This is a genomic window from Bacillus sp. JJ1562, assembly GCF_036962705.1.
In the GTDB taxonomy this organism is placed as follows: domain Bacteria; phylum Bacillota; class Bacilli; order Bacillales; family Bacillaceae_L; genus Ferdinandcohnia.
Window position 1 is genome coordinate 69,254 of record NZ_JBALOQ010000006.1, and the last position, 22,533, is coordinate 91,786.

Here is a 22,533-nt window from a genome sequence, read left to right on the forward strand (position 1 = left end):
TAGATTATTGAGCAATTATATAATCTAGCTTACCCTATAAATCTCTATATAAGCTAATGATTGAATAGAAAAAGATACCTGAAGTAAAAAAACTATCCTGACTGCTATGTTCACGGCAAAAAGCAGTCAGGATAGTACTGTTTATTTTATTTCGATTGAGTCAAAGATTCTTTGTAATTTTATATATGAATCTTCTGCTATATCCGTTTCTTTAGCATTTTCAAGATGCTTAATTGCATCTTGGAAATGTTTACTTGCTTCCACTTGTCTGCCCATATCCCGGTGATGAATAGCTGAAGTTATAGAATTGAACAGTTGCTTGCTTAATGAATTTGTGATTTTCCCCTCGCTTGTTTGCTTTGTAACAAATTTCTGTGCAGATTCTAAAGTTTCTGCTACTTCAATTTTCATTAAATTGGCTCTGTCTGCATAATAAATATTTCCATCATCCCCTAGGGTCATCAACTCAGTTTCAGCAAGTGTTTCATGCTCAAATGAATCAGGATCGATTACTGTTAGTTTACCAGCAAGAGTCGTGTACAATAGTCCGTCTTCACTCCAGCGGATATGGATTGGTCTCCATCTTCCGTAATCTTTTACTTCTGGATAAATGTTTTTGCTCTTCACAATTTCTAAGTTTTCTGGATCCATTGCAAAGATTGTTCCTCCCGCTGCTGACCATAACAAACCATCTGGTCCTAGACTCATTCCACTAATCATCTTCGGCTGAACTGTAACACCTGGTATGTCTGGAACAAACTCAGTGATTTTTTCACCTTTTTCCATATCCCATACGAATATTTTGGCTGCCGACTCTGTTGGGTCTATTCCCAGTCCGCCAGCAACAGTGGTTGAGCCATAAAGCTTTCCATTCACTTCTGCTAATCCGGCAATGGCTTGATTATGAACAACGTCTTCATAAACAACTGGATCTTTTGCACCGGATGGATCAAGTACTGTTAATGAACCTCCCAAATGACCGTAATCAGGTATCGTACCAATATATAATTCATCGTTAACTGCAGTCATTATAAATGGACGATCCTGATTTGGTATATCGTAAATTTGCTTAGTAGAGAGTGAAGGATTTGTAACATCCATTTCAAAAATAGTAGCACCAGGGTAAACCCCAAAATACGTTTTGTTGCCAAGGGAAACCATACCTTCTGCTTGTCCCAAGGTGAAATTGTTGTATTCATTTGTTTCTGTGTTAAAAACCGAACCCTTCCCTCCTGGATATCCACTTAAATATAAATGACCTTCAGGGCCTTTCTCCAATGTTTGAATAGGAATAGGATTTCCGACAATTGGATATTGAATGGTTTTTACCTTTTTTGTTTGTAAGTTCATATAAGTGACCTGTCCACCAAATTGAACGGTAACTAATGATTGACCAGGGAGGTCAGGATCATTTTCTACTTCAACCCAGGTTGTATTTCGTAAAAAGGTTCCAAACACTACTCCTGTATCAACCGCATTAAGGGTATCTAGGTCCACTTCCTTCAATCTACTTCCTTCTAGAAAATATACTTTGTTGCTTCCAGGAAGGCCGTGAATCAGGCGTAACCCTTTATTGTTAGTATAGTACTTGTCACTCCATTGGCCTGTTTCTGTATCATAAAACAGGAGCGTATTACTGCCGCCGCCAACACCAGCTATGATATATTTGCCTGCTGCATCTAATTGCCAAACACTGCTGCCAGGAACAACATGATTAGGCACCTTTATCGCTTCATATTCACCTGTTTCCACATTTAGTTTCACTATGCGATTATCAACACCGATACCTAAGTATAGGAAACCATTATGATACGCAGTGGATCTGGAGTAGTTTTGTCCCGGAGCAATACTACCATAATCCTTCATCTCTCCAGTCTTCGGATCATATCTTCCAGCTTTTGCATTCGGATATGAACCGAAATATACTCTACCCTGTTCATCATAAGATAAACCGTACACCACACTTTCCCCTATACCACCAAGATTTTTTACCTCCTTAGTTACTGGGGAATATTCATATAAATACCCATTACCACCTATATAGACATTGCCATTTGGTACAGTAATATGTGTCCAGACTGCCCCTGTACCTTCTAGGGGATATGTCCTTACTACTTTCTGGCTTTTAAGGTCGATCACCTGAAAAATGGCAGGGTCACCACTAGCAGTTGTGTACATCATATCCCTTCCATCTTCCGTGCCATAGGTACAATCATAGATGGCAATACTTTGAATAGTAGACCCCAAATTTATGGGTTCTTTAAACCCTTTTTCTACTTCTGCATTAACCGGAAGACTATAAAATAAAGAAGAAACAATTAATAGACATACAGCAAAAAGAATTGAAATTAATTTAGTAAACGTTTTCAATTATTCTGCTCCTTTCATTCAATTTTTTAATAGATCGATTACTGTGTGTCCCTCCCTCTTTTTGGTATATTTTTAAAATAACAAATCCAAAAATGGATGAATATGACGAAAAATAGCCCATAAATAATACAGTTATAAAGTCATGTAGAATATTAAAGGGATTATGATTTAATCAGCAAAAAACAGTTCTAATGAACTGTACCTAAAAAACTATTATCAAAAGAATGAGTTTTCTAGTATTAGTAAAATAAAATAGTTATAATGTTCAAAGTCATTTGTCTTCTACTTTCTGTCGGGAATACCTTCTATTCTAAATATAAGAAAAACTATTCCTGATTGTACTGATTAAAAAGCTTTTTCACTACCGTGAATTCGTAAAGGAGCCATTCCGATTCCATTTTCCGATCAAAGTTGATTGAAAAGTTGCCTTTTTACGCTTTACATCCGTTTTATGATTTTTCAACCAGATTCATCATTGAGAAAATAATGCCTTATTCCAGTCACTAAAGAAAAAGGCACAACTAACAGTAATAACTGCTAATTGTGCCGTCTTTTTTTCGTAAAACTTCCGGTTGTTAGGTTAAGCATTGCTTGTAAGGAGCTAGTTGCTCCGTTGTTGGTGAATGCTCCTTCTTCTAATAAGCGATTAATGTCTTATTTCGTATAAGATAGTCCGAAACCTAAATCATAGTCATCGCCTACTGCATTCGTATAGGCATAGTCGAAAGTTTCAGCATAACCTGGAACATCGGATGCATTCTTTTCTGCTGCTTCTTTGTTTGCTGGAACAGTATATGGCATTTTCCCTGTAGGATTAAACTTGCCGCGAATTACATCGACAATCGCATCTGGTGTTGTACTGAATGTTGCGAGTACCGCGTCTGCTCCTGGTTCAATTTCGTCGATAAGCCATGGGTTGGTCATATTAATAACAAGAATATTGGTGTCTACTTTTTCTTGGATTTCTAAAATGCGCTCGGAATCAATACCCGTATCCGAATCTTTCTTCAGTTCGATAGATGGCGGATCATCCTCTGTGTCATCCCGTGACCAGCTTAAGGATGGCAATACGAACGATAGCGCATGTGTAGCGTCATCCAGTGAATCTACAATTTTAATATCTGGATCGGCTAATTGGATGGAAGTAGCCAAGCCCTTACTTGCTTCTTTGGCTGCTGCTTCATTTTTCTGGAATACTTCTACATAAAGCTTCACATCTTCTACTTCTTCATCGGCAATCGGCAACACTGGGTTTGCTTTTTCTTGGCCGTTGCGTAGAAGCACGATGGATTTACGATGTGCTTCATCAGCAAGTGCTTGTGACTCTGGATCATCCCCAATTTCCTGTGCTTTTTCTGGATCCACATATGGATTTTCAAATAATCCAAGTTGATACATTTCCGTTAGTAAATAGGAAATAGAACGATCAATTTCCGATTCATCAACCAAACCTGTTTTAATGGCTTCGATTAACGGTTTTACATCTGTTCCACCGGAAAATAGATTGGTTCCAGCTTTGATTGCCTTCGCATAGCGTTGAGGTTCTGTCAGATTCTCGACCCCCCAAACCATACTACTAATAATACCAGTGTCGGAGTTTACATAGCCCTCATAACCAAGCTCGTCCCGAAGAAGTCCCTGCAATATTGTCTTATTATAAGCAAATGCGACTTCCTCGAATTGCTGATCTTCGGAATACCATAGATGCTTCGGAAGTTGAACGGTACTTGGCTCATTTACTGGTTTTGCATAGTATGGCATGATTGATGTCGTTCCCGCTTCAATGGCTGCGATAAATGGTGGTAAGTGATAGTCATATAAACTACCTTCCGTTGGGTATTCATTCGTACTTCCCCATGCATGGTGTGGGTCCGTACCTTCAACGCGCGGTCCGCCACCAGCAAAGTGTTTGATGGTTAGAGAAACACTGTTTTCATCTAATTCTTCCCCTTGAAAGCCTTCTACAATGGATGTGACCATGTCAGAAACCAATTCTGGATCTTCCCCAAAAGTCCCATCTGTTCTAGTCCAGCGTGGTTCTGTTAGAACATCGGCCATGTATCCGTATAATTTGTGCATCCCTGCTGCACGCCATTCCTTGGCAGCGATTTCAGCAAACTGTTTAACAAGTTCAGGGTCCTGTGTAGCAGCAAGACCAAGCTCACCAGGCCATGTAGAAATCTGTCCGCCAGCCTCTGCGTGACCAAAAGTTCGGTTCGGGTTTACGTGGTTACGTGGATTGGATGTCATGACAACTGGAATCCCTAGTCGGGAAGCTTCTCCAAGTTCTTGAAACTCATTATTCCGAGCAGCTAAATCCCGTGGCTCTGGATCATCGCGAACGATAAAATAGCGCAAATGATCCTCGTTAAGTTTTGTACGGCTAGAATTGTTGTTGAACGTAGAAATCAGCATCATTCCAGCCTTTTCTTCAATTGTCATCTTCTTCACAAGATCCTTAACGCGGACATGTGTAGGGAGATGCCAGTTTTCATATTGGTCTACTTTTCCATTATTATTTAAGTCTTTAAATTTTTTGCCCCCTTGAACAAGAATGTTTTTGGACCTTGCTTCGAGTTCTGGTGCATTTTGCTTATTGCCATTTGATTTTCCAGATTCTGCACTTACGGAAGGTAATAATAGCGAAAAACTTAAAGCTGAAACAAGTGAGATCTGCATTGCTTTTTTTAGTTTAGTAGAGATTTGTGGCATTTCCTTCCTCCTCATTTTATAAAATGTAGCGCTTTCAAAAGATTAAGGCACTGAATTCCTTAAGTTTTTCACCTCCTTAAATTGGTACACAAATTTAACTTATAGGGAACCCTAGGTTAAAATCGCGTATTTTTACATTCCGTTCCTGATAAAGGACAATTTTGAAATAAAGATACTGTCATTTTTTTACAAAATAGTATGTGAATTTGTTATTTCCTGGTGTTTTGAAAATTCAATTGTGGAATAGAGTAAATTTTTAATAACCTTTGGTAACATAAAATTTGATTAATCATAGGTGGCTTTAATCCCCGTAAATTAGGGAAAGGAGTTTGTAATTGTATGTATTATTCTTAAAAAAATGGTTGCTAGAAAAAGAAAAAATATTATCAGTAGAACAAATTTATTATTTGTTTATTGTTTAAACAAATTATTATAGATATATTACCATGGCTAGTATATTTACGTCCACAATATTCTTTTAATTTTGAAAAGTTAGTTATTTTATACTATAACAAGAAATAGTCCATCCTAAAAAAGATGGACTAACTCAATAAAATTCAAGGACTGATTGATTACTTTTTACCTAAATCAAGTTAACCTTACAGGTTTTCCTAGTTTAGCGGATTCGTAAATAGATTTCCTTGCTTCCTCACCAGTTACATGTAGTTTACGATTTTTATTAATAGAATTTACAATATCCTCATACTATCGTTTCTTGATTCATAGGAAGTCATTCGCTTTGATGAAGAACTCGTTTTCACTCGTTCTTTAGGTTGCTTGGCAAATTCAAGGTCAGATTAGAAGCAGTTTTTATAACTAGCAAATATTTATTTTAGAGTTACATTTGCAATGCTAGCTTCGCCACGCACTCCACGTGTCCAGAGTATATATGGCAGCACATGGGGTGCTGGTGACTAATTACTCGCTATTTACATATGGAATTCATAAAAATACACATGAATAAATTTTTTCCAAACAAATTAAACTTCAAGGATAGCTTTGATATTTTTCAAATCTTTCATATTTGCTCTTCTCATCATATATGGCATGAAAAGAGAAAGAATCTTATTAAAGCCAGTAGGGTTCCCTCTATTTCTTAGAGTCATTCGAGTATGATTTTCATCAATCGCTTGCCATGTATAGATGGTCTCCATTGGGAATGGACCATCCGCTGTCTTCATCACAAATTTCTTGTCAGGAATAAATTCAACAATTTCATACACATACGCAAGTTCCCTACCGAGAAATTTTGCTTTAAAAGCAATTTGCGATCCTTTTGTGAGTGTTTTTGGTGTTTTCCACTCTACTGATTGTATATTTACATACCATTCAGGTGCATGATCTGGGTTTATTGCATATTCTGATACCTTCGAAATTGGACACTTTATTATTATTTCTGTTAATACATCTACCATTTTAGCCACCTATTTTATTTCTTTTCAACATAATTTTTAAGTAAAGTTCCAAGTAGGTACTCCCAGCCTTTAGAGTGCTCATCTTTCCAGTGCTCTTGTATTAAGCCCGAAGCTGTATGAGACAGTTGGAGCAACGTTCCTCCATCTTTTTCTTGAAGACGATACGTATAGGCACTGTTTACCGCTCCTTGCATGCCGAGATGGCCATGCAAACGGATTTCTTCAGGAGCATTTACATAATAGACATTTCCCCAGATTGCCCCTTCTTTTTCACCCCAATTTTCGATAAAACGTCCTCCGAGGACAGGTTCAAATGTAAAGTGGGATTTTACTCCTTTTGGAGCTAGACGAAATTCCCACCAGTCTTCCACTCTTTCTGTTAATGCTTTAAAAACCTCTTCACGTGTTGCTTCTAGGAATAACTCCTGTTCAATACGAAAATCTTTCGTTGTTTCCATTGTATCGTTTCCTCCTTTTTCTTGAACTACTGCCCGCAAGTTTAACAGAGAACTAGCAGTATATTGCATGTATTTACCTACCCAGCGGTTATACATTTCTTGAAGAGGTATGGCATTAAGGAAATTCCTTTTATACTTCCCTTCACGCCGTACTACCACCAAATTTCCATCCTCTAGAATCTTTAAATGTTTCATAATGGCATACCTAGTTACTTCCGGAAAATAGTCGTCTAGTTCTCCAGTCGTTTTCGGTGAAGCCCTAAGAATATCAAGAATTTCTCTTCGGATCGGATGCCCTAATGCTTTAAAAACGGTTGATAGTTCTTCGCCCATAACATCGATCCTTTCATTAATATTTGATTACTTGTGACTAAAAGGTCACACGTTTTTATGTGACCTTATGGTAACACGTGATTCAACCCAAGTCAAGGTTGCAATTATGTAGTTATTTTCTGGATAAAAAAGAGGACAAATCCTAGTTTGTCCTCTTCCAAATTATTGAATACTTACATGAAAAGTCCGTGTATGGTACCAAGCAGTGTGAATATGATTAAATGGTCTCCTATCGCAACCAAAAATGACCTCCTGGACATTAGCCCAAATAACGTATTTTTCAAATAAACCAATGAAATCAATAACCCTATGATGAAACCGACTCCTACTCCTTCTATCAAATGATCGGATCCTACTGATTGAATGATCACACCTACTATCAATGAACTAATAAACGCAAGAATGATAGAGTAGATATATTTCAATGGACCTGCACTTTGATTTTCAAGAATATCTCGCTTCTTGTTTTTTTTAGATAAAACAACAGAGTAATAGACTCCCCCGTAAACTATATAAACAATTCCTCCAACTATTATGGGTAGGTACTGAAGGCTTCCAAAATCAATCAAAATAAAATAATTCCCCCTTATTTTGGTTCTATCGCTAAACAAATCGCCTTAATTTTGCATTTGATTGCAAGCGACCCTTGTATCGGTTCCAGTTGGACCAATTCGATTGGATTTACCAACATTCAATATGACTATTTCAATTTTTTAAAAGTATGCTAGATGTTTAATTCACAAATTTGGGATACTACCAAGTTTAATTCCACACATTCTTACTAGTTTTATGGCTCTACTTTAAAACATAGTATGGATTTTCTATTAATTCAATTCCTGCTGTTTCATATCTTATAAACAAACTTTCATAGTCCCATTCCTCATTAACACACATTACCCTTCTTAGCCCTTTTTCATCTAATTTTTTATCTTCATCCTTGGTTATAAGAGCTGTAAAGTAATACTTTAATAGGATATTACCAATTATATCTTCGTTCGGTGACTCTTTTTTTAGCTCTTTAATTATTTCTTTGAAATATATGTTTTTACATACTACATGTTCTCTTATGTACGGGGTTTTCTTGTTAGTTTCAAAGGTTTCTAAAGCGATTGGGGTGACATATTTATGCACCCCAATACTATTCCAATCATAATTGATATCAAAAATTTCTTTAGCAGATGACTTTAAACATCTATAAACGAAGCCTTGAATGAAATTTGTACTATTTTGAAAGGTATTTACAGATTCTGGATCCATTAATCTTATTGCATTGTAGTTTCTTATTAACCAGTCGGTAGCCTTTTCATATACTAATTTCTCGGTGGATGTTGTTGTATTTGTTAACATATTCATACCTCACTATAGTGCTATAGGAAATACCATTATCAATAATCAGAATTCAATACTATCACAAGAAACCTTCCCTAGTATCGATATACTAACTTCGAGACCACTTCAACATACATACGGTGATACATTTCATTGTTGAAATGAAATATGGCTTTTTATAAATAAGGAAGGACTTTCGTCCTGAAATCAGCATAGTTATCGATGTGAAAGTCAGCCTCAATATCCGGATTTTCAAAGGCAACGGTTTTAATTCCTAATTCTCTAGCAGGTATTAAGTCTAACTCGCGATCGCCGATCACTAAATCAATCGGATGATCCTTTATCACATGTTGATAAGACGCTGCATGTGGTTTTCTAGTAAAGCCTTCTTCCTCGACCGAAACAACCACCTTAAAGTAGTCTAATAACTTAAACTTTTCCAAGAGGAACAGGGTGGACTCCTTGTCGCGATGCGTGACGATAAAATTGTCATCAGCTGCTTGTAAAACTTCTTCTAAATGTTCAAATGGCTGACTGTTAAAGGAATACTGATTATATAATTTAATGTATTCTTCGCGCTGGCTTTCATCAATTTCATATTGCTGAAAGGCCACTTTCGAGTTAACCTTGAGCCACTTCAATACTTCATTTGGATCCAAATCCTTGCCGCTTAAATGGATAAAACCTTTGACAAGTGCTGGATAGGTGTTAAACAATGTTCCATCAAAATCCCATAAAATATTAATGTGAATCCCTCTCTCTTCTTTTACATAATACATACCATTTCTGATGAAGCACAGTTACTGTCCCCGTGTCTCATCAACATTCTCTATCACAAAGTTATCAAGCAATGCACGCACTTCATCTGTTGACTTTGCACTCATCAATTGATTTCTTAATTCACTCGCCCCTCGAAAACCCTTGACATAAATCTTAAAAAAGCGACGAAGCTGTCCCAAAGAACGTGTTTGTAAATGGGAATATTTATCAAAAAGGTCAAGATGAAATCTTAGAAGATCAAGTAATTCCTTACTGCTATGATCTTTTGGCTCCTTTTCAAAGGCAAACGGGTTTTTAAAAATACCACGCCCAATCATAATCCCATCCACACCGTATTGATTAGCGAGCTTCAATCCAGTTTGACTGTCAGGAATATCCCCATTAATCGTCAAAAGTGTATCTGGTGCCACCTCGTCACGAAGTTTTTTGATTTCCGGAATCAGCTCCCAATGAGCATCTACTTTGCTCATTTCTTCTCTTGTACGCAAATGAATGGATAAATTAACAATGTCTTGTTTCAATATGTGTGTTAGCCAGTCGCGCCATTCATCTACTTCCGTGTAACCAAGCCTTGTCTTTACACTTACAGGCAATCCTCCTGCTTTTGCTGCTTGTATGATTTCAGCTGCAACCTCTGGACGACGGATGAGACCGCATCCCTTCCCATCCTCTGCCACATTATCTACAGGACAGCCCATATTGATATCTATACCTTTAAATCCTTGTTGCGCCATACCAATACTCATTTGTCGAAAGTGTTCGGGCTTATCTCCCCATATATGGGCCACCATGGGTTGTTCATCCTCTGTAAAAGTCAATCGCCCACGCACACTTTGCTGCCCCTCTGGGTGACAATAACTCTCCGTGTTTGTAAATTCTGTGAAAAACACATCAGGTCTTGCTGCTTTACTCACTACATGGCGGAAAACAACATCCGTCACATCTTCCATAGGTGCTAGTATAAAAAACGGCCGTGGTAAATCACGCCAAAAATTATCGATCATATTCAAACTCAGTTCCTCTCATCATGGGACATTAAGTCGAAAACTTGTCCCAAAATTAAAAAGCAAAAAGGTTCATGCTTCCTTTACACTTATACCATGTTTGAACACTTTTTATCAAATGCGCGTGTCGCTTGTCACAGTGACGACCTAATCATTTTCCCACGGATAAATGATAGGCAATAATCCCAATCTTTGATTTGATTGGGCTTATTGTTTGGCCTGTAAAAATAAAGCTATTTCATTAAATACGCGTCACAGCGACAACCTGAAATATTCTTGATTCACAAATTGTTCTACTGATAATGACAAAAAAAAATCCCATTTCTTTAATGGGATTTTTAGGTTTCATCAAGATAGTTTTATTTGCTTTGTATTCTTTAAATACTCCACCAACTTATCCGGAAAATTGATAGTCATGCCATCGACTCCACATTCAACTGCATGTTTCATGAGTTCCTCGTTTTTTGTATTCCATGTACGAATATCAAAAGAATGATTCCTCGCTTTTATCACATCATCTTTGGTTAGCTTTGTCACATCCACACAAAATTGTTGCGCTTGGATAGCCTTCATTTTTTGTATATTTAGGTCAGAAACCAGGTCTGTTAAATAGCCAATTCGGACATTGCTATCGAGCTGCCTTACTTTTTTTAAAATTGAATAATCAAAGGATGTAATGGTAAGTAAGCCATAGTCCACAGGATATTGTGATAATACATTCAGGACTTCTTCCTCGATATGTTTTCCTTTTATTTCAATTGCTAGATAGAGTCCCTTTTCTGAAAAGTAATGTAAAAATTCTTCAAAGGATACGATTTTCTCACCTTTGTATTTGTCGTGAAACCAAGATCCAAAGTCTAGTTTTCGTAATTCAGAAAAGGTCAGATCTTGAACTTCGCCAGTTCCATTGGAGATTCTATTTACAGTAGAATCATGATGAACGACCAATTTACCATCCTTTGTAGCGTGTAAATCTAGTTCAATCCCATTTGCCCCTAGTTCTATTGCTTTATAAAAAGCGGCCATTGTATTTTCGGGAGCATAACTAGATGCTCCCCGATGTGCTAATATCATCAATTTGTTTTACCCCTGATAATCTTCAAGAAATTGTGATACTTTTTTCTGCAATTGGTCTAAAATTTTCTGTACATCTGCATCCTGATCTTGTTCAACCATTTCTAGAATTGTGACAAGTTCGTTCCAAATTAGGGAATCGGAAGGGTTGATTGGTTGACCATAAAGAAATTCCATTTGATCAATCGTCACCTTTGCGTTTGGAAATTCCTCTAAGTGGTCTTTAAATTCCTGAAGCTCCATTGCTGATTGTCTAACTGGAATATACCCTGTTGCCATACTGATTTCTGCAACCTTTTCAGTAGAGGTTAAAAATTCTACTAGTTTTAGAGAAGCTTCTTGTTCCTCATCGGAAGATTTAAAAACTCCTAAACTATTACCGCCAATTGGCACATTTCTTTCATCAACAGCTGGGAGGAAAGTGGTCCCTACCTCAAATGAATCCCCAACATCACGGACGATCCCTTGGAAGGATGCACCTGATTTATAAAACAACGCTAATTTCCCAGCTTTAAAGTCATCATCTGCTGTATTGTGTTGGTTGATTGGCATCGCTTTTCTCTCATGAACAATGTCTTTAAATGATTCGATTGTTTCAACCATCTCTGGTGAGTTTAAATCAACCGTTCCATCTTCATTAATTAGCTTTGCTCCTCGATTCCAGGCCATTGGCTGAATATACCATGGTGTATCCTTGGCCATATTAAAGCCCCAAACTTCATTCGTGCCATCTCCATCTTCATCAATGGTTAATGCTTCAGCTGCTTGTACAAGCTCATCCCAAGTTTCTGGAACCTTCACCCCATGTTCCTCGAATAAGGTTTTATTATAATATAGTACCGGAGTGCTACTTTCGAAAGGGATGGTCCATAATTGATCTTTGTAGCGGAATCGGTCCCATAACTGTGAATGAATATCGTCGATTGTATCTTGATCAATGAGTTCCTCGATAGGAATCAATTGGCCACTATCCGCAATTTGCGGAATCGCGTGTCGTTGTCCGAGCTGGGCTACATCAGGCAGATTTTTTGCTACGACTGCAGCTTGAATCTTTTGTGCCATTTCGTCATATCCGCCGTGGTAGGATGCTACTACATCAATATCAGGGTGTTGCTCTTCAAACTCAGCAACTAATTCTGCATAATTTTCTTCATCGGTTGTCCAAAATTCGATTTGAACTTTGCCATCTTCTGTAGTAGAAGGGGAGTTTGACCCGCTCGTTTCACCGCCACAAGCAGCTAAAGTTAAAGCGGTGAGTGAAATTACACCAAATTGTAATAATTTATTTCTACGTAGGTTGAACTTAAACATGTTAATTCCTCCTAAGAGTTTTATAGTTTTTTATTTTGTCGCTGAACCTAGACCTATGTTTACCATGTACTTTTGAATAAACAAGAACAAGATGACGGATGGTATTGTAACAAAAGTGGATGCGGCTAGTAACTCAGGCCAATTGATGCCTCGTTCAGGGTCAATCATATACCGCAGCCCCATCTGAACCGTTCGCATATTATTTTCCGTTGTAATGAGCAATGGCCAGGTATAGTCATTCCACGCATTTCGGAATGCCAACAAACCTACCAGTGCCAGACTCGGCTTTGCATTTGGTAAAGCAATTTGGAAGAACATCCGTACCGTAGAAGCCCCATCCATTTGTGCTGCTTCGAAAAGTTCTTTTGGCATTGTTTTAAATTGTTGACGCATGATAAAAATTCCTAGAATAGTAGCTGCACTAGGTAAAATTAGGGCAGTATATGTATTCAATAAGCCTAATTCCGCAATCAGTAAATAGGATGGAACCATTGTTGATTCAAACGGAACCATCGAAGTAGCCAATAGAAAAATAAAGACTATTTTACTCCCTTTAAATTGGATGTTTGCAAAGGCAAAACCAGCTAAGGAGCAGGTGAACATTTGCAGAAACATTATGGATGCCGAAACGATAAATGTATTGGTGAAAAAGCTCGCCCATGGTGCTGATTTCCAAGCATTAATAAAGTTTTCAAAGTGCCACGTTTCTGGTAAAAGTTGAAATCCCCCACCAAACAACTCACCTGGACCTTTAAAGGCAGAAAGTAGCATATAAATAATCGGGTATGCCATAATGAACCCAAGGGTAAGTACAACTATAAGCCATACTGTGTTAAGCGAAATTTTTTTTGCATTTATCATCTTTACAAACCTTTCTGTTATCTTTGTAATCTATCGATAAAACACTTTCTTATTTCCGATTTTCAGGTTAATTAGTGTCAAAATGAGTACGACGATAAAAATAATAACTGAAATGGCTGAAGCATAGCCCATCTCAAAGGTTTGGAATGCTTTTTCATAAAGGAGCGAAACCATTAACCTTGTACTATTGGCAGGACCACCGCCAGTCAACGTATCAATAGAGGCAAATGTAAGATATTGATCAATTGTTTGCGTAACGATGATGACAAATGTCGTTGGAGCTAGTAAGGGAACTTTAATTTTTTGAATAATAGTCCATGTTCCGGCTCCATCCATTCTAGCTGCTTCAATGAGATCGTTACTGATATTCTGAAGACCGGCGATATATAGGACCATAACGAACCCAACATTACTCCATATCCCCATAATGATTACGGCCCATAAGGCAGTATCAGCTGAATTTAACCAAGGTATAGGCTGGATTCCAACCAATCCCAATAACTCATTAATAGCCCCATAGTCATTGTGGAACAACCACATCCATATCGATGAAATAGCCACCGATGATACAAGCATTGGTGTGAGAAATAGAGACCGATAAAAGCCAATTCCCCGGAATTTTCGGTCTAGCAATAGGGCAAAGGACAAGCCTATTATGACCGATGGAACAACAGTGAAAAAGCAATAGATCGTGGTTTGCCAAAGCGTATGATATAGCTCCCCGCTTGATATAAGTTCTTCATAATTTCGCAGACCAACAAATTGCGGACCACTTGTCAACATATCCCACTGAAAAAGACTTAGGCCAAAACTATACAGAATTGGGAATACCGAAAACACGAGAGCGATTAGTACAACTGGTGCTAGAAAAAGATATGCAACTATAGTGTTTGTCCTTTTTTGGCGAGCAACAGTATTCTTTGGAATTTTTCCCTTTTTAGGTCCACTCTTAACTGGATGCAACATAGAACGAACTTCACTTTGTTTGTTCTCATAAACAACAGAGCTATTGGAGGCACTTCTCATTTTCCGTTCCTTTCCTACTTGTTATTTTCTAGTATTATGCAAAAAAATTTGATTCTCCCATCTTCATTTAGTTGGCTCCTGTGTGTGTTGTATTCGGCCTACTATCATTAAGGGTTCGATTCACTCAGAGGGCTGAGTTGCGATTAGTTTTGCGCGTGTGTTATTACATTCCTTCAAGATTCATTTGGCTGAACAATAAATACATACACAGGAGTTTAAAATTAACTCTATAGCTATTTTGGAATTTGGATATTGAGTAGAAATTAATAACGGGTAAATTTTTATGAATATATAGTAAATTTCATTAATTTAGCGGACTTAAGTAATAGTGCTTTTGGTTGTAATATGGGGACGGTCGAAAAGAAGGTCTAAAAACTCTTTGAAAGGGTCAAAAAGGTTTCTGAAAATCAAGGAAGAAATCGAAAAGTTAAAACAAGATAAAGTAAATGCAATTCGAGCCAAGGTACGAAAGGAAATTAAATATGAGGAAAATCGATCAATTAACAATCTCATTTCAAAGAAAACTGCCCTCATACATACAATGTATTTTGAGGACAGTTTTTTTTGCTACACTATTAACTTAATAAGCTAATAATAAATCAGGTTCGTGAACCAATTTTTTAAATTCATTTACAGCCTTCTGTGCTGTAGCTCCATCAATTAATCGGTGATCATAGCTTAGTGACAAGGCCATTACTGGTCTAATTTCAATTGCATCATTGATGACAACTACTTTTTTCTCAATACGACCAAATCCTAGAATACAGGATTGTGGTGCATTAATAATAGGAGTAAACCAAGCCCCTCTTTCAGAACCTATATTTGAAATTGTACAAGTACCACCAGACATTTCATCTGCTTTAATAGAACCTTCCCTCGCTTTTTTAGAGAGTTCTTGAATCTCTTTGGCAATATCAAAAAGTGATTTTTGATCCGCATTTTTTATAACTGGAACCACTAATCCACGTTCTGTATCAGCCGCAATTCCCATATTATATTGTTTATGAAGAATGATATTATCTTTTTGATCATCCAGTGAAGCATTTAACATTGGATACTTTTTAAGAACTTTTGTTAAGGCTTTAACGATATACGCGAGGTATGTGAGTTTAACGTCTTCCTCACTGAAATATGCTTTCGTCTTTTGTCTATGGTCAACTAATCGAGAGACCTCTACTTCGTCAAAATGGGTAACATGTGGAATCGTTGTTTTGGAATGAACCATTGCATTCGAAATTACTTTACGAATACCTGAAAAAGGAATAATTTCATCATCAACTGTTGATGGAGATGCTGAAACTTCTACATTTGCTTGAAGTGCGCGATCCACATCCGTTTTAGTAACTCTTCCATTTGGACTCATTGCTTCAAGCTCTTCTAAGTTAATATTATGTTCACGTGCATATTTACGGACAGATGGTGCAGCAATAACTGTTCGCACTTTCTTCTCAACTATTTCAACAGGTTGGCTAACCACTTTTTCAATAGTTGGTTCTTTTGCAATTGGTTGTTTCAATGCCTCTGCCGCTTCTCGAATATCTTCTAAACAAAGTTTTCCATCTGGGCTAGCTGGTGTTACCTTTTGCCAGTCCACGCCAAGTTGTTTAGCAAGTCGTTTCACTCTCGGTGTTGCTCTGACTTCAACCACTGCTTCTACTTGTTGAGGTTTTTCCAATACTTCAACAGTTATAGCTGTTTCTAATTCTGCATCAGATTCACTTGAAGAATTTGTATCTAGGACAACGAGGACTTCATCAACTTTAACTGTATCTCCTCTTTGTTTTTTAATTTCCTTGATATAACTAGACTCCGGTGCTTCTATTTCAGATACAGCTTTGGCTGTTTGAACTTCTACTAATGTCTCCCCTTTTTCGATATAGTCACCTTCTGAAACATGCCAGAAGGTAATTAAGCTTTCATCATTTTCTTCAGATTGTCGAGGTAGTTTTACTTCGATTGCCATGATGTGAACCTCCTTTACTTCAGTTTTTATTCATTAACTAGTTCCCAAGCCGCTTTATAGATTTTTTCTGCATTTGGCAATACATATTGTTCTAATGGACGACTGTATGGAATAGGAACATCAGGGATTGCCATTCTTTTCACTGGTGCATCCAGGTCATATAAGCCATGTTCTGCAGCTAAAGCAGCAATTTCAGCAGTTAATCCATATGATAGATAATCCTCATCAACAACCATTAAACGATGTGTCTTTTTAATAGAGTTCAAGATTGTTTCTTTATCAAGTGGAACGAGTGAGCGAATATCAATTACTTCTGCACTAATTCCGTCTTCTTCCAATTTTTTCGCTGCTTCAAGTGCTTGGACAGTTGTCATTTGAATACCTACAATCGTTACATCTGTTCCTTCACGAACAACTTTTGCTTTATCTAGTGGAACTGTATATGCTTCTTCTGGAACATGTCCTAAGGAAGCATCGATTTGATCCATCCAGCCTAAACCTTGAAGTGTTTTATGGAACATGAAAACTACTGGGTTATCATCACGAATGGCTGAGATCATCATACCTTTTAAATCATAAGGTGTGGTTGGAGCTACCACTTTCATTCCTGGCATATGAGCAAATGTTGCATATAAAGTTTGAGAGTGTTGTGCCGCATCATTGTAACCACCGCCAACACCTGTCATAAGAACCATTGGAAGTTTTACATTACCACCAGACATGTAAGGGATTTTTGCCATTTGATTGTAAATTTGGTCCATACAAACGCCAAAGAAGTCTACAAACATTAATTCTACGATTGGACGCATCCCTTGTGATGCTGCTCCTACTGCTGCACCTATAAATGCAGTTTCAGATATTGGTGTGTCCATAATTCTTTCCGGGCCGAATTTATCATACAAACCTTCTGTAGAACCAAAGATTCCACCATATTTGCCGACATCTTCACCCAAAACAAAAACTTCTGGATCTTTTTCCATTTCTAAACGAATTCCTTCAGAAAGCGCTTTATTTCCAGTTAATAAACGTTTCTTTGTTTGTAACATAATAGACACCTCTCCTTTTAATTTTTCTATCAAATGCGCCTTAGCGTATTTGCGCCCAGATTTTTTCGAGCAAGCTCGAAAAATTACCTTTAAAAATCTGTGGCATCCGCCGGAGGCTTTAACTTTATTCAGCATCCCGCTGAATAAAGTTAAATATATAAATCTTCTAATGCTGCTTCTGGTTCGGGATATTCACTTTCTCTAGCAAATTGATAAGCTTCGTCTACTACCTCTTTTGCATTCTTTTCAAGTGCAACAACTTCCTCTTCAGATACGTTATATTCAGAAACGAGTTGGTTACGTAATTTTAGAATAGGATCTTTTGCTTTTAGTTCTGGCACTTCTTTTTTCTCACGATATAATTCTGGGTCACCTTGGAAGTGTCCGAGATAACGATATGTTTCGATTTCTATAATCGAAGCACCTTCGCCATTACGGGCACGTTCTACAGCTTCTTTAGATGCTTCGTACATCGCAATTGGGTCATTATCTTTTACATAATAGCCTTTAACACCATATGCCGAAGCACGAAGATCATTTGACGCAATCGATGTTGAATCTTCTTTTGCTACAGAAATACCATAATTATTGTTTTCAACAACAACGATTAATGGAAGATTCCAAAGTGCAGCTAGATTCAAAGATTCATGGAAAGCGCCTTGGTTTGCTGCGCCTTCACCTATGAACGCAATAGCTGCATCATTTGTTTTTCTCTTTTTCGAAACTAATGCAGCACCAAGTGCATGAGGAATATTAGCCCCAACAATACCTCCACAGGAAAAATTAACTTCTGGATCAAAGATGTGCATATGTCCACCTTTTCCTTTGCTTAAGCCTGTAACTTTACCAAACATTTCTGCAGTCATTTTCTTCAAGTGAACACCTTTTGCAATGGCATGGTGATGTGGTCGGTGTGGAGATGAAACTGTATCTTCTTTTCTTAAATGCGCACATATACCCACTGCTGCTGGTTCTTGACCATTGGCTAAATGCATTTCACCAGGTACAGGACCTAATCCAATATTGAAGACAGGATTTTTTCCTTCAGCATAAGCATCCATCATACTTTCTTCATAATAACGAATCTTGTACATTGTTTCGTACATCCATTTAAGTTGATCAATAGAAATAGTCAATTTTATTTCCTCCTTTGCATTCTCTTATAAATAGTTACACCAACTAATAATGCAAGAATCGTGCCAACTTTATTAATTCGTTAAAATTATTTTCCAAACCACATTTGTGAGGATTTTCACGAATAAGCAAAAATTGAATTCTATATAAAAAAAGAGAACTGTCCCATTTTGAGACACTCCCCTCTAATGTAAGCGCTACACTCCGATACAAAATGCAACACCAATTATTGGATATTGAATTTTTTCATTTGCCGATACAAAGTACTTCTTGCAATCCCCAAATATTTTGCTGCATGTAAAATGTTCCCTTTATTTTTTTTCAAAGCATGGATAATGGCTTGCTTTTTTAATTCATTACGATCCAGAACAACGGTTTCCTCATTTGTACGTTGATTGCTATTTTCAAAGATTTCATTTGGTAAGTCTTGTGAAGTTAAACGATCATTCAAGCTTTTATTCATTGTTCTCTCTAAAATATTTTGTAATTCTCGGATATTACCAGGCCATCTATATTGCATTAACGCGTGAATAAATCCTGGTTCGATAACAGGCATTGAGCGGTTAAGGCTTTTACTAAACTGACGGATGAAAAGCTCAACTAAAAGAGGAATATCATCTATTCTGTTTCGAAGTGGTGGCAGTTCTATAGGCATAACATTTAAACGGAAAAATAAATCTTCTCTAAAACTACCTTTCTCTACTTCTTTACGAAGATTACGGTTGGTTGCGGCTATAATTCGAACATCTACAGAAATAACCTTTTGTCCGCCAATTCGAATTACTTCTCTATCCTGAAGAACACGCAATAAAAGCACTTGCATCTCCAATGACATTTCCCCAATTTCATCTAAAAATAGAGTTCCTCCATCGGCCAGCTCAAATTTCCCTTGCCTGCCCCCTTTTTTCGCTCCTGTAAAGGCACCTTCCTCATACCCGAAGAGTTCACTACCTAATAAATCACGTGGGATACCACCACAGTTAATCGAGATAAAAGGTTTATTTTTTCGGTTACTTGCATTGTGAATAGCCTGTGCAATCATATCCTTACCTGTCCCACTTTCTCCTAAAATAAGGACTGTAGAACTTGTTTTGGCCGCTAGTTTTGCTTCTTGCACTTTATCTAAAAATGTACGAGATTCACCAATAATTTCACCAAACGATACTTTGGCTCGATGGTCTGTTAAATGGTTAACAAGGTGACGAACCTTTTTCATTTCTTTTAGTGTGATCATCGAACCAAGCCATTTGTTATCTTGATAAATTGGTATTTTACTAACCATACAATGGATACTTGGTTGCAAATCTTGACGTTTTATATATATTTCTTTGTCCAGAAAACGCACTTTATTGGTTGAAGTTAAGATTTGATTTTCGAAGATAGTACTTAACTTTTTATTTTCTTGCTGTTCCTTTTTAATATCAAATAGCCTTGTAAACTGTTCATTTGAAATAATAATTTTTCCTTGAGTATCTGTAATAACAATAGCATCATCGATATTATTTGTCGCTGCTTCAAGGAATTTTTGCATCATTAAAATATTTTGCATGTTTTCGTGTAACTTTAATTGATATTCAATGGCTTTAACAGTTGACATAACCATTCCTAAAGTATGGGAATGAACTTTTTCCCTCGGTCCAGACATATTCAGAACACCAATAATCTTGCCATTACTATCATGAATCGGGGCTGCCGAACATGTCCAAGATTGACAAACCTTTGCATAATGCTCCTCTGCAACGATTTGAAGCGGAGAATCAATCACGATCGACGTACCGATGGCATTGGTTCCCATTTCTTCCTCGCTCCAATCAGCTCCTTCAATGAAACCCATCATATTTGCATGATTCAATGGTTCTTTATCTCCAATTACTTTTAATAATTGCCCTTGTTCATTACAAATAATGACCATAAATCCGGAGCCCTCAACAATAGAATAAAGACCTTCCGTTAATGGTGTAGCCAAATTAATTAATTCCTTATATTTTTCAAGGTCTAATGATTTAATTTTTCCATATGTACGAAAAGGGTCGATCCCCATTTTTTTTGAACGAAGCCATGAAAGCCTAACAATAGGATTGATGGTTGGTTTTAACTCATCTTCATAAATGAACTGTTCCCAATTTTCCTTATAACTTTTTAAACTTTTCATGCTACCCTCCAAAAGAAATATTTATTTAATCTAACGTGGATGATTGCGGTTTCAATGTACTCTTCTATTGTATCATCTATATCTTTTAAAATCGTGAAAAAAGAGCGAACCTTAAAGGCTCGCTCGGTCTATATGAAAGATGTTTTTATAATGGCGGATTTTGTTATACTTCTATATCTCTTTCTAAATCATCTATGTATTGGATGCTCAACAATAAAAGTTATCCATCCTTCCTTAAGAATTCTTAAGCTTTTTTACTAAGACAAGAAAAAGTATGGTGCAAGGTTTTGAGATTGAGAAAAGACCCTGAAATCGCCAAAAACTCTATTAACGAAATCAGGGTCGGTTTAGCTAGTATTTATTTTTATAGTAAACTTTTATTAGTGTATTAACTTTTAAAAATAGATGCGATGTCTTCAATATCTAATCCATATCACGTTCTATTTAATCTGTGGCATATACACAAGCTTCTTATTAGTTGCCGGAAAATCGATTTTCCCAATTGAGTGAAATTGAGATAATCCCTAGTCTTGCAACACCAACTTCACAATCGCTTTCATTTGACTTGAATAGTGATCGCAGATATAAAGAGAGAGCACCGAATTAATAGGCAGTCCAACCACCGTCTGCGGTAATGACTTGTCCGTTAACAAAGCTTGAATCGTCTGATGCTAAAAATAGAGCCACTGTTGCAATTTCTTTAGATTCACCTGATCGTGGGTTATTAACTGCTCCACTCATGGCGTGTTCCATTCCAAATGGGTTGGGTTCACTCATTGTTGTTCCAATATTGGTATTTACAGCACCAGGGGCGATAGCGTTGCAACGAATTCCTTCATTCGCATATTGGAAACCAACATTTTTTGTTAATCCAATTACGGCATGTTTTGAAGCAGTATATGCTGCTCCTGCACGTGAACCGAATAAACCCCCTACTGAAGCATTATTAATTATAACGCCGCTCTTCTTTTCTAAAAATATTGGTAGCGCTTTACGAATAGCGAACATTGAACCGGTCGTATTGACAGTTAGTACACGTTCCCATAATTCATTCGTTAAATCCGCAGCTGGAACAAAATTGTCCATAATTCCTGCATTATTAACTAAAATGTCTAAAGTACCATATTTTTCAACTGCCGTATCAATCATTACATTCACATCTTCTTCTTTACCAACATTGACAGGAACAGCAGTTGCTTCTCCCCCAGCTTCCGTAATATCCTTGACGACTGATTGAACAGCATTTTCATTCAAATCCGCAGCAATTACTTTTGCACCTTCTCTTGCAAATAAAACAGCAATCGCTTTCCCCATTCCAGAACCAGCACCTGTAACTACCGCAACTTTGTTTTCTAGTTTCATCATCAAACCTCCCAAATTTGCAAACTTTCATTACAACTCTATTATATAATAGTGTGTACTTTATGACGCAATTCATATTTATCTAGTTTATGAACTTTAATTTATTAGGATAATAAGTTTTAAGCAAGTTCCAGTTTCAGTCTTAAGAGATCAAGGAATCTCTTACTACCATATTCTCTTGGAAGCATTTCTTTTGCTAATTT

The 22,533-nt window shown here is 37.1% G+C and carries 17 protein-coding genes; all 17 read right to left on the reverse strand.

Going from position 1 to position 22,533, the window contains the following annotated elements; all coding sequences use genetic code 11:
* Positions 1 to 141 precede the first annotated feature (141 nt).
* Positions 142 to 2,370 (reverse strand): FIMAH domain-containing protein, encoded by a 2,229-nt coding sequence (locus tag V7097_RS04630; protein ID WP_335702423.1) that lies wholly within the window; start codon positions 2,368 to 2,370, stop codon positions 142 to 144.
* Positions 2,371 to 3,024: 654 nt separating this feature from the next.
* Positions 3,025 to 5,082: a glycoside hydrolase family 3 protein gene (locus V7097_RS04635; protein ID WP_335702424.1), complete on the reverse strand. Its 2,058-nt coding sequence runs from the start codon at positions 5,080 to 5,082 to the stop codon at positions 3,025 to 3,027.
* A gap of 980 nt (positions 5,083 to 6,062) precedes the next feature.
* A complete protein-coding gene (locus tag V7097_RS04640) occupies positions 6,063 to 6,497 on the reverse strand; it encodes an SRPBCC family protein (protein WP_335702425.1) in 435 nt (144 codons plus the stop codon).
* 14 nt (positions 6,498 to 6,511) lie between these two features.
* The gene (locus V7097_RS04645) at positions 6,512 to 7,288 is read right to left on the reverse strand and encodes an SRPBCC domain-containing protein (RefSeq protein ID WP_335702426.1); all 777 of its coding nucleotides are present in this window, start codon (positions 7,286 to 7,288) and stop codon (positions 6,512 to 6,514) included.
* 173 nt (positions 7,289 to 7,461) lie between these two features.
* Positions 7,462 to 7,857 (reverse strand): DUF1761 domain-containing protein, encoded by a 396-nt coding sequence (locus tag V7097_RS04650; RefSeq protein WP_335702427.1) that lies wholly within the window; start codon positions 7,855 to 7,857, stop codon positions 7,462 to 7,464.
* A gap of 226 nt (positions 7,858 to 8,083) precedes the next feature.
* Positions 8,084 to 8,635, reverse strand: coding sequence for a hypothetical protein (locus V7097_RS04655; protein WP_335702428.1), 552 nt, complete (start codon positions 8,633 to 8,635; stop codon positions 8,084 to 8,086).
* Positions 8,636 to 8,793: 158 nt separating this feature from the next.
* The gene (locus tag V7097_RS04660; RefSeq protein WP_335702429.1) at positions 8,794 to 9,396 is read right to left on the reverse strand and encodes an HAD-IA family hydrolase; all 603 of its coding nucleotides are present in this window, start codon (positions 9,394 to 9,396) and stop codon (positions 8,794 to 8,796) included.
* A 21-nt stretch (positions 9,397 to 9,417) separates the two neighbouring features.
* Positions 9,418 to 10,401 carry a tRNA dihydrouridine synthase gene (locus tag V7097_RS04665; protein ID WP_335702462.1) on the reverse strand — a complete coding sequence of 328 codons (984 nt, stop codon included), beginning with the start codon at positions 10,399 to 10,401 and terminating at the stop codon, positions 9,418 to 9,420.
* A 348-nt stretch (positions 10,402 to 10,749) separates the two neighbouring features.
* Complete coding sequence (locus tag V7097_RS04670; protein ID WP_335702463.1) at positions 10,750 to 11,475, reverse strand: glycerophosphodiester phosphodiesterase; 726 nt, start codon at positions 11,473 to 11,475, stop codon at positions 10,750 to 10,752.
* Positions 11,476 to 11,484: 9 nt separating this feature from the next.
* Complete coding sequence (locus tag V7097_RS04675; RefSeq protein ID WP_335702430.1) at positions 11,485 to 12,786, reverse strand: ABC transporter substrate-binding protein; 1,302 nt, start codon at positions 12,784 to 12,786, stop codon at positions 11,485 to 11,487.
* Between the two features lie 30 nt (positions 12,787 to 12,816).
* The gene (locus V7097_RS04680) at positions 12,817 to 13,647 is read right to left on the reverse strand and encodes a carbohydrate ABC transporter permease (protein WP_335702431.1); all 831 of its coding nucleotides are present in this window, start codon (positions 13,645 to 13,647) and stop codon (positions 12,817 to 12,819) included.
* A 30-nt stretch (positions 13,648 to 13,677) separates the two neighbouring features.
* Complete coding sequence (locus V7097_RS04685; RefSeq protein WP_335702432.1) at positions 13,678 to 14,673, reverse strand: carbohydrate ABC transporter permease; 996 nt, start codon at positions 14,671 to 14,673, stop codon at positions 13,678 to 13,680.
* A gap of 580 nt (positions 14,674 to 15,253) precedes the next feature.
* Positions 15,254 to 16,636 carry a 2-oxo acid dehydrogenase subunit E2 gene (locus V7097_RS04690; RefSeq protein WP_335702433.1) on the reverse strand — a complete coding sequence of 461 codons (1,383 nt, stop codon included), beginning with the start codon at positions 16,634 to 16,636 and terminating at the stop codon, positions 15,254 to 15,256.
* 26 nt (positions 16,637 to 16,662) lie between these two features.
* Positions 16,663 to 17,682 (reverse strand): alpha-ketoacid dehydrogenase subunit beta, encoded by a 1,020-nt coding sequence (locus tag V7097_RS04695; protein WP_335702434.1) that lies wholly within the window; start codon positions 17,680 to 17,682, stop codon positions 16,663 to 16,665.
* A gap of 149 nt (positions 17,683 to 17,831) precedes the next feature.
* Positions 17,832 to 18,818 carry a thiamine pyrophosphate-dependent dehydrogenase E1 component subunit alpha gene (locus V7097_RS04700; protein WP_335702435.1) on the reverse strand — a complete coding sequence of 329 codons (987 nt, stop codon included), beginning with the start codon at positions 18,816 to 18,818 and terminating at the stop codon, positions 17,832 to 17,834.
* 224 nt (positions 18,819 to 19,042) lie between these two features.
* Positions 19,043 to 20,968: a sigma-54-dependent Fis family transcriptional regulator gene (locus V7097_RS04705; protein WP_335702436.1), complete on the reverse strand. Its 1,926-nt coding sequence runs from the start codon at positions 20,966 to 20,968 to the stop codon at positions 19,043 to 19,045.
* Between the two features lie 603 nt (positions 20,969 to 21,571).
* Positions 21,572 to 22,330, reverse strand: a complete 759-nt coding sequence (locus tag V7097_RS04710; RefSeq protein WP_335702437.1) for an SDR family oxidoreductase — start codon at positions 22,328 to 22,330, stop codon at positions 21,572 to 21,574.
* Between the last annotated feature and the right edge of the window lie 203 nt (positions 22,331 to 22,533).

Bases quoted from the DNA above. Each gene is read 5' to 3' on its own strand.
- V7097_RS04635 (WP_335702424.1), bottom strand. From the start codon at position 5,082: ATGCCACAAATCTCTACTAAACTAAAAAAAGCAATGCAGATCTCACTT.
- V7097_RS04640 (WP_335702425.1), bottom strand. From the start codon at position 6,497: ATGGTAGATGTATTAACAGAAATAATAATAAAGTGTCCAATTTCGAAG.
- V7097_RS04645 (WP_335702426.1), bottom strand. From the start codon at position 7,288: ATGGGCGAAGAACTATCAACCGTTTTTAAAGCATTAGGGCATCCGATC.
- V7097_RS04655 (WP_335702428.1), bottom strand. From the start codon at position 8,635: ATGTTAACAAATACAACAACATCCACCGAGAAATTAGTATATGAAAAG.
- V7097_RS04660 (WP_335702429.1), bottom strand. From the start codon at position 9,396: ATGTATTATGTAAAAGAAGAGAGAGGGATTCACATTAATATTTTATGG.
- V7097_RS04665 (WP_335702462.1), bottom strand. From the start codon at position 10,401: ATGATCGATAATTTTTGGCGTGATTTACCACGGCCGTTTTTTATACTA.
- V7097_RS04670 (WP_335702463.1), bottom strand. From the start codon at position 11,475: ATGATATTAGCACATCGGGGAGCATCTAGTTATGCTCCCGAAAATACA.
- V7097_RS04675 (WP_335702430.1), bottom strand. From the start codon at position 12,786: ATGTTTAAGTTCAACCTACGTAGAAATAAATTATTACAATTTGGTGTA.
- V7097_RS04680 (WP_335702431.1), bottom strand. From the start codon at position 13,647: ATGATAAATGCAAAAAAAATTTCGCTTAACACAGTATGGCTTATAGTT.
- V7097_RS04685 (WP_335702432.1), bottom strand. From the start codon at position 14,673: ATGAGAAGTGCCTCCAATAGCTCTGTTGTTTATGAGAACAAACAAAGT.
- V7097_RS04690 (WP_335702433.1), bottom strand. From the start codon at position 16,636: ATGGCAATCGAAGTAAAACTACCTCGACAATCTGAAGAAAATGATGAA.
- V7097_RS04695 (WP_335702434.1), bottom strand. From the start codon at position 17,682: ATGTTACAAACAAAGAAACGTTTATTAACTGGAAATAAAGCGCTTTCT.
- V7097_RS04705 (WP_335702436.1), bottom strand. From the start codon at position 20,968: ATGAAAAGTTTAAAAAGTTATAAGGAAAATTGGGAACAGTTCATTTAT.
- V7097_RS04710 (WP_335702437.1), bottom strand. From the start codon at position 22,330: ATGAAACTAGAAAACAAAGTTGCGGTAGTTACAGGTGCTGGTTCTGGA.